Below are 13,187 nucleotides of genomic sequence, written 5' to 3'. Positions count from 1 at the left end.
CACTTTATAGAACTGCGCCGCAGATCTCCTGGACGCTTCAAATAACCGGCCCGCTTTTCGGCAGAACACGCGGAATTATGTCGAATTACATCACGAAGAGCTAGATTCGTTTGAGATTTCCAGTTCCGTGATGGCCTCGCGGACAAGGCGGAGCCCCCGCAAACCCTCCTGATCTTGCAACGCCTGCTCGAAGAAGGTCAGTGTTGGAGAGCCGCTCCGATGGGTTTCTCGGCCAGGACGGGCGTCAGGGCCCGAGCTCAGGGCGCCTCTCACCGGCGCGTGTTCGCGTCATTCAATGCGCTTATCGATGGAGTTTGCTGTGTACCGGCGGGCGCTTCCCAGTGGGCGAGGCCCAAGCCAGCACATCAATACATTCACCATCGCCACATAGAACGACGAAGCCGCGTTCCGAATGGCATTGGACCTGGCCCACCAAGCCGATAAAGCGACCGGCGTTTTCGATCTGTGCGGCCGCGTCGACACGGATCTTCTCGCCGTTGTAAAGGGAAAATGCACCGGGGTAGGGGGCGCCGACTGCACGGATAAGGCGGAGCACCGAGGCGGCAGAAGCATTCCAGTCGATCAGGCCGTCCTCAGCCGTGCGTTTGGCACAATAGCTTGCCCTCTCATGATCCTGCGTCATGCGCGGTGCGTTACCGGTCTCTACCAGTGTAACCGCCTCAACCACCATCTCGGAGAGATTTGCTGTATGCTTGGCATAGAGGCTGCGTGCGGTTTCGTCGGCTGCGACCGCGAACAGCCTCTGAAGCAGAATGGGACCTGAGTCGATCCCTTCATCCAACCAGAACAGCGTCGAGCCAGTCACATCTTCAGCCCTTATTATCGTCCAGGGAATGACTGCACGACCACGCAGACGTGGCAACGCTGACGGATGGAACCCGATGGTGCCTTCACGCGCAACGCCTCGAAACGGCTGTCGGCAGACCTGCGACCAGCCGATGACAAGCGTGAGATCGGGCTCGACCGATGCCATTGCCGCCAGGACAGTAGGACTGTTGATGTCCGTCGTGTGGCAAACCGCGCTTCCGGCCGCCCGCGCCAGATTTCCTATATCGGCAAAGTCAGAATGGCGTCCCGCCAACTCGGAGGGGAGAGTAATCACAAGCGCAGGAACTCGCCCAGCATTTATGAGCGCTTCTAAAGCTATTCTGGAGCTTTCGACGGAACCAACGAAAACGATACGCATGATCCAGCAATGGCCAAAATAATAATGAACAGCGCGAGACGTCCTAACCGGACGGCAATATGCAACGTTATGTACAATTGCGTTCATAGAACACAATAAGGACTGCGGTGTCCAGCGCGGAAGCGCTCAGTTCTTCACGATCGGAGTTCCTCGATGCTCTTTCCCTGTCGTCTGGCTTCGTGGGGCCGAGCGGCCGGTGGCTTGACCGACCATCCACTGTGCAAAGGCGTCGGCTTACGGGCGCAGTGGACCAACAGCGCGCACAAATGTACGAGGTGACACTCGACGTCGTTAGGAGCGAGAGACAGGCAAAAGACTGCCCATCGATGCGCGATGCCCTTGTTTCCGCCGGCATTCATCGCTCTTGCGTAGCTAGGGGTTTGCCTCAGCCGGCATTTGTCGCAGGGGTGCTGCTTGAGCGCCGCATTGTCGCTTTCTGCGCTTGATGAGACGTCAGGGGCTGGGCGCTGCCGCTGTTGAACCGATCTAATGACCTCCGAAGCTGAAGTCACTCCTTGCGAATAATGCGCCGTGCGCTATTCTGATAGCGCCGCGGTACATCTTTTAAGTCTTCCGCGTCACAGGACATCGGACGTGAAGCCGATCAGGCGTGACACTGACGCCGTAAAGTGCGATGCTAGCAAGTTCAAACTGAGTTATTGCGCCGTATTGAATATTTTACTAAGCTAACGGAATAGAGAAAATTTTTATTTTTGAAGGTTTCCATGACGACATTCGTTCCGGATGGCAGCCTATCTGCTCGCGCTCATTACCGAGAAAGTGTTGAATTTGCCGCTCAGCGGAGTGGGCATACGATAGGCCTTTCAGATGTTTGGGCCCTGATCAAGCGGCGTATGTGGCTTATCGCTTCGGTGGTCATCCTGTGCACTTTGCTGGCTACGGTTGCATCGTATACGCTTCCTAAAACCTATACAGCCAGCTCGGAAGTTGTGCTGGAGCGGAAAGATGTTCGACCGTTTGCCACTGACGCATCTCTGACGTCGCTTGAACGCGACCGCTCGGCGGCGGAAACCGAGATGGACGTTCTGCAATCGCGGGAGTTTGCCGGCCGCATTGTCGATCGATTGAATCTCATTGATGATCCGAACTTCAACCCGCATGCCCGCGGCGGCAATAGAACGGAAGACTTCGGCGATCGGCTTCTTAGATATCTCGCAGGAAGTATCGGAATCCAGAGGCCGCGTGGTCCCGTCAGAGTTCCGGACACGGGAACTCAACGAGATCGCGCGATTTCCGCGGTCCTGTCACAATTTACCGTGAGCCGGACTGGCGAGAGTCTCGCGGTAAGGATCACTGTAACGAATAGCAATCCTAAACTCGCGCAAGAAATCGCAAATACGATTGCCACCCTATACGTTGAAGCTTCGCTCGAGTTCAAGCAGTACGAACGGATCGCAGATAAGGAACGCGCGCTTAATACAGGTGGCGCCGTGGCTTTTCTTCGGCAGAGCATGACGCAACCGCTCTTGATAACATTGCGAAACGAAGAGGCCCGATTGCAGCAGAATAGAGCGGAACTCGCCGCAAAGTTTGGCAAGAATCATCCTGAGATGATTGATGCAGATTCGCAGATCGCGGGCGTTCGCAACATGATCGAGGATGAGGTTCAGCGTATTTTGTCGGATCTTGAGGCCGAATCTTTAAAGCCGAGCGCACGGATTGTGTCGGCCGCGGAAGTTCCGAGTTCGCCATCATTTCCTAAGCCCAATATTATTATTCCGGCGGCATTTACAGGGTCTACTATGCTGGCCTTTTTGCTCGCGCTCATGCTGGAGACTGCCGACACGCGAATCCGGAGCGGGCAACGTATCTCGCAACTTCTGCGGCTGCCGAACCTCGGTTACGTACCAAGGGTGCCGAAGGATCTGCTGTCGCGCGGCACCAAGCGGTCCTCGTGCATTCCTGACTGGAGCAATTTTACGTCGGCGGAGGCAGAGCGGTCAGTCTATATGGCCTGCCGCTACTCTGAAGCGAAACAACCGCATCGCGTTGTCATGGTGACCTCCTGCCTTCAGGACGTCGCGAACGCCTCGACGGCATGGGGTATTGCAACTGCTGCTGCAGCAGACGGACGCTCTACCGTGTTCGTGAATCTCGATTTCCATCAACACAACGTCCCGTATCTGAAAAGCGCGGAACGTTCCCCGGAATCAATTGAACGCTATCTTAGAAATGAATCTTCCCTGGCGGATGTGGTACAGACGATTCCGACTTTACCTGCTTTTGGCTTCATTGACGCGACGCCCGTAATGATGGAGCCGTTCAGATCGCTAGACTCCGACAAACTCTGTGAGCTGATTTTGGCGCTCAGACAGAACGGGTATGATTTCATTGTGCTTCACGCTCCGCCGGTCCTCACCTCTGGGGATGCAAACTGGCTCTCGCCCTTTGTTGATGGGGTGATTTTGTTGGTGTCTTGGGGCAAGACTACCGAAGAGCAGTTGCTGGACAGTGTGTCTCAGCTCCGGATGAATCATGCGCCGTTGATCGGCACCGTAATTAACCAGGTTAATCCCGAAGTTCATGAAAGCCATCGCTACGGAGGCTTTGTCATAACTTCCAAACGCATTCCGGCGACCGGTTGGACTCAGGGTCGGCTCCGCCGAAATGGCGAGACTTTCAGTCACGCGGATACAGAAGTAGAGGTGAACACCTTTTCCACGCCTTCGGCGAGAGCCCCGCTCAATTCCTCCTCGCACGTTCGTTAGAACTCGTGCTCGCGGGAACTGGTCTCGCCCATTGAATTGCGACCACAGCTAAACCGCACGGCATGAGCGACGATGGCTGCTGGAAGATAATGGTGTTTCAGATGATGCATTGAGTGGGCGCGCGACGCGCTGTGATGTTTGTAAAACTAAAAATGCCTTCGAGAGAAGGCCAAATTATGTAACTGCCGCAATCGCTTTGCGCTTTCGAAGTGTTCTGGTGGAGACGTTCAACATGAGGGAATGCGGCAAGCAGGTTGTTGTATGTTTTCCTTTTATCGGAGATTTTGTCGGCGGAAGCCACATGTCTGCACTTGGATTGATCCGGAATCTCCCCAGGTCGCGTTTTGTGCCATTGGTTGTCCTTCATGATACTGAAGGTCCAGTTGCGGATCTGTTTCGTCGAGAGGAAATCGACTTTGAAGCCGCTCCCGTTGTGAACCGTTTGGAGCGGGCCGGCGCGCGTAATGGTGCCGCAGCCGTCAATGTCGCGCGAAGCCTTCCTGCTCTTGTGAGCTTTCTGAGAGCAAAAAATACCGCAATAGTGCACACAAATGACGGTCGCGCGCATCTCGTATGGGGACTTGCAGCACGACTCGCGGGATCGAAGCATCTCTGGCACCACCGCGGAGACGCAAGTTCATTTGGACTGCGACATGTCGCTCCGTGGCTCCCCAGCCGTGTCGTCGCCGTTTCGAAATTTGCGTCGCCACGCCCGGGCCTTTTCTCGGCTGCGGGCAAGTGCAGTGTCGTTCACAGCCCATTCGACGTGATGAAAACGATCGGCGTCGAACGCGAAAACGCTCGGAACAAAGTGATAGCGGCGATTGGATGCTCGGCCGAGACAAAGCTTCTCGGATACGTAGGAACTTTGGTGGACCGCAAGCGGCCCATCTTGTTTGTTGAAGCCTTGGCGGCGCTGAAGCGGTTAGCGCCCCAGGTCAAGGTTGCAGGACTGTTCTTCGGGAACGCGCTTAACGGGCTCGACGACGCTGCAAGGTCGCGCGCCGAAGCACTTGGCGTTGCCGATTGCATTCACTTTATGGGCTTTCGATATCCGAGCGAACCTTGGATCGCAGGGCTCGATGCTCTTCTGGTAACGGCCGTGAATGAACCGTTGGGAAGAACGCTTGTCGAAGCGATGCTGCTGGGCACACCAGTCATTGCGGCCGACTCAGGTGGAAATCCGGAAGTCGTTGAAGATGGCGAGACCGGAATGCTCGTTCGCGCGGATGATCCGGATGAATTCGCCAAGGCATGTTTGGCGCTATTCAACAATTCTGCCTGTCACGATCACATAGTGGAAACAGCGCGTAACGCAGCGCGCGCGCGCTTCAGTGTCGAGCGCCACGTGCATGCAATTACGTCGGTTTATGAAGAGCTCATGGGTGTCGGTGGGGTTCAGCGCTCCACGAGCGCATCGATAAGCCGTGATCAGGCGCGTATTTAGTGTGAGGCGATAGTATAGTGTCAGAGACAGGCATGACAACGGCTGCTCAGATACACCTCGGGGGGCATTCTCGCAGATTGCACATTCACCTGGCGGTGATTGAGCGTGTGGTTGTCTACGTGGCTGTTTTTCTAGCGCCTTACGCCACTTTGCGGTTTTCTGATCTTTTCTTTACCTTTAGCGATTTCTTTTTTTGCTTGAGCCTTTTCCTTCTTCTGATCAGTGGGCGCATTTGGAACAAACCGCTCGAGCAAGCAACAACACTTTGGCTTTTCGCGTTCACGCTCTTGTTCATCGGGATGATGATCGGCAGCCTTTTTCACAACAGTCCCCATCGCGGGCTGATTGTGACAGCGCAGTATCTCTTCGCGTATCTGATTTTGATGATCATCCTGATCCGTAACGACTCCAGGGAAGCGTACCGACTGGCAGCGATTTTCCTGGCGAGCATAATTCTCATCGATATTCACGGTATCGTTACGTTCTACGCGATCGGCTATGTGCCTGGAGAAGGACGGGGCGTAGTGACGGGGGGAAAGCGATTGGCCACCGTGCTGCGAAATCCGAATCTGGCAGCGGCGATGAACGGTCTGACAATGCCCATTCTTCTCTTTTTCTGGTCTTCAGGCCGGATCAAGTCTTACGTGGCTTTGCCGATAATCGCACTTTTCATCGTTACGGTTGTCCTCACAAGTTCCAACAGCGGGCTGTTTGTGACGGCGATTTGCTTGACCGTCTTCATTGCGTTCATTTCGACCCCGCGGTTGCTGTTACGCCTGACACTTGGAGCCGCTATTCTTGTTGGAGCCTTGGCACTATTCGGCAGCAAAGACATGTTGCCCAAAACGTTCCAAACGCGCGTTCTGGGCGCTATTTCCTCGGGTGATATCTCAGAAGCGGGGACTTTCGTCTCGAGAGCAGCACTTATGGAGGAAGCTCTTCAGATGATTTCTGATGAGCGGATTTGGTTCGTGGGAATTGGCGCCGATCAATTCCGAGAGCGAAGCGTACAAACTGCTCCCGTTCACAATCTTTATCTTCTTCTCTGGGTTGAAGGCGGGTTGCTCGCGCTAGTCGGCTGGATGATGTTTTCGGGTGTGAGCGTGCTGCTTGCGGTGGGAATCAGAAGGGCTGGTGGCGATAAACATGCACTGGCGGCGATGGTCACAACCGTCGTCGTCTTTCTCACGATCGCTCTATTCAATCCGCACATGTATGCGAGGTACTGGACAATACCAGTTCTTTTATGTCTTGGGCTCGGCCTTGCACAACTGAGGCGGACCACACGCCATGGCTACGTGCCCCGATGAATCGCGAATATCTAAGGTTGGCGAAGAGATGAGGATGAAGTAACCTGACGCATAGTCGGCAGTAACTAGGACTGTTGCTGACGATTGAGCATTCATTGTTGATATATTTTGTCTTTTTATTTTATCGGGGGATAGATGGCCATCGGTCGTGGCGCTGGTCAGATTGTCATGAGGCGTGATCACTTCATTTTTGCCTGCATAACGGGACCGCACTGCGTGGTGCTGTAGCGATCGGAGGGACAGTGGATGTGCCCGGATCGTGGCGACTACGGTAGTGATCGTACTCCGAGGCCGGAGGTCATCGGCCAGACACGTTGCGTTGTTGGTCAGTTCTCCAGAGCAGTGATCAGTTGTCGAGAGAGTGAGCGTTATTCCGGTGCGCATGCAGACGCACAAGATGCAAATGCCAGACTCAACATCAGGGTAAAGCACTAGCAAATGGAAGGCTTATAGGATGCCCTCGCAATCAACTCGCATTGTTTATATCGCAGGCTACGGACGCAGCGGGTCAACCCTTCTCGACATTGCATTGGGGCAACATCCCGCGGTAGTCGGAGCGGGAGAGATTACGTCTCTCACACGGCACGTATGGAGCCACAATGAATATTGTGCATGCGGTCATCCAATTCGCGACTGTGCCGTCTGGAGTACAGTTTTACAAGAGTGGTCGAAGGGTTGGGATTCGACACTCATGTCGGAATATTGCGCACTTCAACAAAAATTTGAAGGATTGCCGATGTTCATGAAAGTATTTTGCGGCGTTGGGCTAGGAAAGCAATTTGCGCCATATGCACTTCATACAAAGCGTCTATTCGACGCGATGCTGTCGTGCTCCGGCAGGCAAATGATTGTCGATTCGTCGAAGTTGCCGGGCAGAGCAATGGCGCTTGCCCAGATCCCGGGAATCGACATGCGCGTCATCCATCTGGTGCGCGATGGGCGTGGCGTGGCATGGTCACTGCTCAAAGGTTATGAGCGCGATGAAAAATCAGGTTTACAGAAGGAAATCAAGCCAAAGTCCGTATTCAGGACAGCGTTGCGATGGAGTATCGTCAATCTTGCAGTCGAATATCTCTTGCGAAAACTTGGCCCGCAAAAGGTCATGCGAGTAAGATATGAGGATTTTGCATCTAATCCTGTCGAGGTTATGCAGGAAATCGGGACATTTCTTGAGCTTGACCTGACTGAAATCGGTTCGACGCTTCAAAGCGGCCGTCCCATCGGGCCAGGGCACCAGGTCGCCGGGAATCGGTTGCGTATGAATGGATCGATCGCACTCAATAAGGATGAGGCGTGGCGAACACGGATGCCGGCCGGTCAGCAAGTTTCCTTTCAGCGATTGGGCGGTTGGATGCTCAGGCGCTACGGCTATCTTTGAGAAGTCCGCGTTATGTCTTCGGCAGAGATCATGTGGCTCTGCGAACTATAAAAAACGCATTCGAGAACCTGCACTGGCGCTTACACTCGGGAAAGAACGATTTCAGCTTCGATCTGGTGGCATAAGAGCATGACGGCAATTACTCAGTCGCGTGGTGCAAGCGTATGTCATTTCACGGCCGCTCGCTGCTTGATGTTGGCGGGGCTGCTTTGCGTGTCGTGTATCGGAAATCCGCAGGAGGCTATTGCCCAGGTCGCAACGGCACTCGAGCAGTCTCTTTCGCCCAAGCTTCCGGACGGTAGGCAACGGGCCTTTCCCACGGCCGAAGGCTTCGGTGCCGCCTCTATTGGGGGCCGCGGGGGAAAGGTGATCTATGTCGTTAACACGAACGAGTCGGGTCCAGGCTCTTTGCGTGACTGCATCGAAGCGTCCGGGCCGCGCATTTGCATCTTCCGTACGGGCGGTACCATTGTCCTCGGCGAGCGATCATTGGTTGTGCGAGATCCGTTCTTGACCATTGCCGGAGAGACGGCGCCGGGCGGAGGCATCGCCATCCGGAACAGTGAAACACAAATACGTCCGTCAATCGAAATTATGACCAACGACGTGATCATAAGGCACATTCGTCTTCGCGCTGGTCCGCATACGCGCAAAGCATGTTGTTCCGGGGGCCTCGGACTGTACTCCGAGGCGGCGAAAAGTATCATGCTTGATCACATCTCTGCCAGCTGGGGATCGGACGAGACGATCGATTCAGAAGATGCCAGCAATTTTACATGGCAGTGGGGAATTACGAGCGAGCCGCTCCTGCAAGGCGGACCGGGGAAAGAGAATCGTGCACGCAATATGTTGTTCACCAAAGGCGGCAATGTCTCCGTGCATCATTCGCTTTTTGCGTTCGGCCAATTCAGAAATCCGCAGATAAAAATGAAAATTCCCGGCGCAGTCGCGGATCTTGTGAACAACGTTTTCTTCTCGCCACAGTGGCAGTACGTCGTGAGCTTTGGCGATGAATGGGCGCACAACCAGGCCAATGTCGTCGGCAATTACAAGATCGCCGGAAAGAAGTTGCAAGACGATCACATGGTGCATCTTTTCGATGAAAGCGGGCTTGGCCACTCGATTTACGTCAAGGACAATTACGACGAACCCTATCGGACTGAATCCGGACAGGATGAGAGCTTGGTTTTGGCTGAGGAGCAGAGGCGTTTTGTTGTGGCGGCGCCATTTGTTGTGCCACAGGTCCGCACCTCCGCGCCTAAGAATGCATACGAAGACGTCCTGGCGAATGCCGGCGCTACAAAACCGGAGCGCGATGCGGTCGACAGACGCATAATTGAGGACGTCAAGAATCGTCGGGGACGATTGCTCGAAACAGATCCGATGGGCGTTGGCGGATGGCCTGAGCTTGCTGCTGGGGTGCCTTACCAAGATGCTGATATGGACGGCATTTCGGATGATTGGGAAGTCAAAAACGGCATGGATCCGGCCGATACCAACGATGGCCGGCAAGATGCGGACGGCGACGGATGGACAAACCTGGAGGAGTTTCTCCATTTCATGGCCGGAGATACTGGAGACGGCAACGTTCGCTCGGGCAAAGAATGATGTCGTTGCGGGTTAAGAAGGCTGCGTATTCCTCCGAATTGCTGGACGCCGAGAACCATGGCGTCGGTGATGCATACGAGGGCGGGTGATGATCTCTACTGCATGTTTCAGATCCTAGCCGATCCAAGGAACGTGCAGCAATTCAAAGTGCTACAGCGTCCGGCGCTGCAGGAGACGCGTGAAGGTGTTCGTTTGGGTTGAATGGAGGCGGGTTGACAGGCCATGACCGTGAGTGCCAGCAAGTTCTATTCATCGAGGGCCGATGCGTCCGATGTGGTGTCGGAATCTGCCTTCTTCGCCAAGCTCAAGATGCGAAACGGCACCTTCAAGCTGACGCGGCCTTCGCGTTTTCGAGAACTGGAGGTCGCATTTCGACCTTTTATCGAGGAGCGTACGGGTTCGCTCAACGAGGTCCTGGATGTGGGTGTTTCCACCGGGTTGACGACCGTGGAACTCGCCAGCTTCTTGAAGGATTGTGGTGCTACTGTCCGCATCACGGCAACCGATCTCTTCATCGAGGCACACATCGTGGAACTGGGGCCGAGCTTCAGAGTATTATGCGATCCGGAAGGCTGGCCGCTGCAGTATGACGTCTCGGGGATCACAATTCGTCCGTGGGTCCGAAGGCTGGACTACGTAACGCTGGCGTTTATTCCACTCGTCCTTGGTCGCAGCATGTTGCGGCCGCGCCTGCGCTCGCGGATAAGGGCCGGGATGAGCAGGCCAGTGCAGATGATTACCCGATCATTGCCATCGAATGGTGAAATAGAATTCGTGGAAAATGACATCATGCGTCGGTCACGGCACTTTATCGGCCGGTTCGATTTGGTGCGTGCCGCCAACATTCTGAATACGAGCTATTTCTCGCCGGATCAGATCCGGACCGCGATTGGGAACATACACTCCTATCTCCGCAGTCCGGGTGCCTTGGTCATGATTGCCCGCACGAATCGCGCGCAGGAAAACGCTGGCACCCTGTTTGAGCTCAGGGAGGACCGCTCGTTCGCCGTATTGGAGCGCGTGGGTGGGGGATCCGAAATCGAAAACCTCGTGCTGGATTTCCGTGCCCCCTGATCTTCGACATGCCTCCCGTACCATGGACCCCGAGGGGAGGCTGAAAGAGGGCGTTGCACCGCGCTCACAGCTACTTGCGAGCGCGGCAGTTGCTGTTTGGCCCGTCTTTTTTGTCGGGCCATCATGGATCGAAACCCGCCTCCGCCTTCCGATGACGGCGGCCGCCACCCCTGACCAGCGGGTTTGAAGCATTGCCGCCATCTCTCGGCACAAGAGCACTACACGATGAGAAAATCTCCCGTTGTCAGGCCCGGACGCGTCGTGAGCACGGCGAACTGCACGGCCGCGGAACCGGAAAGGCTGCCGTCGGCATCGTAGTAGAGCGCACCGGTCGCCGTATCGTAGATGATCCTGTGGTTCGCGTCCTGCGCTTCGGTTGCGCCGGCCGCCGCGTGGAATTGCGCGCTCGAAAGGGAACTGCCGCTCAGCGCGGTGAAAACGCTCCGCGACAGGGCCAGTTTGTCTCCCGTGGCAAAATCCGCGACAGTGTCGATATTCGTCGCACCGAGGGCGAAATCGAACTGGAACGTATCGGCGCCTGCGCCACCGAAGAGCGCGTCGCTGCCGCCGCCTCCCGAAAGGAGATTGGCGTTCGCGTCGCCCCTCAGGTTGTCATCACCGGTCCCGCCCCAGACGTTCTCGATGTTGCGGATCGTATCCTCAGCCACGCCTCCGACGGTCACTGTCGCATGGGTGGCGCCATTGAGGGTGACGGAGATCGATACGCTCTTGTCGCGATAGTTCGCCGTGTCGACGCCCCCTCCGCCATCGAGAGAGTCCGCTCCGCCGCCACCCGTGAGCAGGTCCCTGTTGTCATTGCCGTCGAGCCGGTTAGCGAGGCCGTCGCCGGTGAGCGTGTCGTTCCCCTTTCCGCCGAACACATTCTCGACGTTGCGGATCGTGTCTTCCGCCGTGCCTCCGACGAAAACGAAGCTGTCGCTCCCTCCGTTGAGGGTCACGCTTATCGCTCCCGTCTTCTCGCGATAGTCTGCCGTGTCGACGCCTGCGCCGCCGTCGATGAAATCGGCTCCAAGTGCACCGCGGAACAGATTGTCTGCGCCGTCGCCGACAAGCGTGTCGGCGCCGGATCCGGCGAGAATATTCTCGATGCCGCGGATGGTATCCTCGGCTACGCCGGCGACGAGGACGCTCGCATTCGTCGTGCCGTTGAGAGTGACGCTGATTGCGTCGGTCTTCTCAAGGTAATCGGCCGCATCGATGCCGTCGCCGCCGTCCAGCACGTCCTTGCCCAGCCCGCCCTTCAGCGTGTCGCCGCCATCATTGCCGCGCAGTACATTGGCCAGGCTGTCGCCGGTGAGCGTATCGCCGGCGGTGCCGCCCGAGATGTTCTCGAAGTTCCTGATCGTGTCCTCATTCACGCCGTTGACCCTGACGATCGTGACATTCGCCCCGTCGAGCGTCGCGACGACGGACCTCGTCTTGTCCCGATAATCGGCCGTGTCCACACCCGCGCCGCCGTCGAGACTATCGGTGCCGCCGCCACCGCGCAGCGTATTGATACCGCCGTCGCCGGTCAGTTCGTCGGCGCCAGCGCCTGCGAAGATGTTCTCGATATTGCGAACCGTGTCTTCGGCCACCCCGCCGACAGTCGCGATCGCATTGGCAGCCCCCGCCAGCGTCAGGACGACCGCAGCGGTCTTGTCGCTGAAGTCGATTGTGTCGGAGCCAATGCCGCCGTCAATGACGTCGAGGCCGCCTCCGCCTTTCAGCAGGTCGTCACCCGCACCGCCGACCAGAACATTCGCCTGTGCGTCGCCGGTAATCACGTCCGAAACGGCGCCACCGGTGACATTCTCGATGTTGCGGACGGTATCTTCGGCAACCCCGCCGACGAAGACCGTCGAGCTGTTGGCGCCGTTGAGCGTGACCGCGATTTGCTTGGTTGATGCCGAATAATCGACCGTGTCGCTACCACCCGACCCATCGAGCACATTCGCAAAGCTGTCGCCGCCCAGGACATCATCACCCGAGCCGCCGATGATGTTCTCGATGTTGCGAAGCGTATCCTCAGCAACCCCGCCGACGGATACCGTAGCGGCGCTCGCGCCGGCCAGCCTGATGACCAAGGACGCCGTCTTGTCGCTGTAGTTGGCCGTATCGACGCCGCCGCCACCGTCCAACACGTCGGCACCGAGGCCGCCGCGGAAGGTGTTCGCGGCCGCATCGCCGGTGAGCTGGTCGTTGCCCGATCCGCTGATGATGTTCTCGATGTTGCGAACCGTGTCCTCTGCCGCTCCGCCAATGGTCGCGACGGCGTTGGTAGCACCGTTGAGTGCGATGACAACGGATTGCGTCTTGTCGCTGAAATCGGCGGTGTCGCTGCCGTCACCGCCATCCAATGTATCGGCACCGGAGCCCCCGCGGAACGTGTTCGCGGCGGCATCGCCCGTGAGCGTATCGGCCGCCGACCCGC

The 13,187-nt window shown here is 56.6% G+C and carries 8 protein-coding genes; 6 read left to right on the top strand and 2 right to left on the bottom strand.

Annotated elements, in window-relative coordinates; translation table 11 throughout:
• Positions 1 to 301: 301 nt before the first annotated feature.
• Entirely contained in the window at positions 302 to 1,207 is a 906-nt protein-coding gene (locus QN219_RS17985) for a methionyl-tRNA formyltransferase (protein WP_284001155.1), read from the bottom strand.
• A gap of 725 nt (positions 1,208 to 1,932) precedes the next feature.
• Between QN219_RS17985 and QN219_RS17980 the strand changes: the two genes are divergently transcribed.
• The 6 genes from QN219_RS17980 (at position 1,933) to QN219_RS17955 (ending at position 10,753) form a co-directional block, all read left to right on the top strand.
• A complete protein-coding gene (locus tag QN219_RS17980) occupies positions 1,933 to 3,936 on the top strand; it encodes a tyrosine-protein kinase domain-containing protein (protein WP_284001154.1) in 2,004 nt (667 codons plus the stop codon).
• Between the two features lie 301 nt (positions 3,937 to 4,237).
• Positions 4,238 to 5,383: a glycosyltransferase family 4 protein gene (locus QN219_RS17975; RefSeq protein ID WP_405052171.1), complete on the top strand. Its 1,146-nt coding sequence runs from the start codon at positions 4,238 to 4,240 to the stop codon at positions 5,381 to 5,383.
• A 17-nt stretch (positions 5,384 to 5,400) separates the two neighbouring features.
• On the top strand, positions 5,401 to 6,693 hold the full coding sequence (locus tag QN219_RS17970; RefSeq protein ID WP_284001153.1) for an O-antigen ligase family protein: 1,293 nt from the start codon (positions 5,401 to 5,403) through the stop codon (positions 6,691 to 6,693).
• 454 nt (positions 6,694 to 7,147) lie between these two features.
• The gene (locus tag QN219_RS17965) at positions 7,148 to 8,071 is read left to right on the top strand and encodes a sulfotransferase (RefSeq protein ID WP_284001152.1); all 924 of its coding nucleotides are present in this window, start codon (positions 7,148 to 7,150) and stop codon (positions 8,069 to 8,071) included.
• Between the two features lie 129 nt (positions 8,072 to 8,200).
• Positions 8,201 to 9,679: a pectate lyase gene (locus QN219_RS17960; RefSeq protein ID WP_284001150.1), complete on the top strand. Its 1,479-nt coding sequence runs from the start codon at positions 8,201 to 8,203 to the stop codon at positions 9,677 to 9,679.
• 222 nt (positions 9,680 to 9,901) lie between these two features.
• Positions 9,902 to 10,753 (top strand): class I SAM-dependent methyltransferase, encoded by an 852-nt coding sequence (locus QN219_RS17955; RefSeq protein WP_284001147.1) that lies wholly within the window; start codon positions 9,902 to 9,904, stop codon positions 10,751 to 10,753.
• Between the two features lie 218 nt (positions 10,754 to 10,971).
• Here the strand turns inward: QN219_RS17955 and QN219_RS17950 are convergent.
• On the bottom strand, positions 10,972 to 13,187 hold a 2,216-nt coding region (locus QN219_RS17950), incomplete at its 5' end, for a calcium-binding protein (protein ID WP_284001143.1).

The organism is Sinorhizobium sp. 8-89 (assembly GCF_030124325.1).
Lineage (GTDB): Bacteria > Pseudomonadota > Alphaproteobacteria > Rhizobiales > Rhizobiaceae > Sinorhizobium.
The sequence above is the reverse complement of the archived record's forward strand: the minus strand, read 5'-3'. Positions and strand labels throughout refer to the sequence as shown.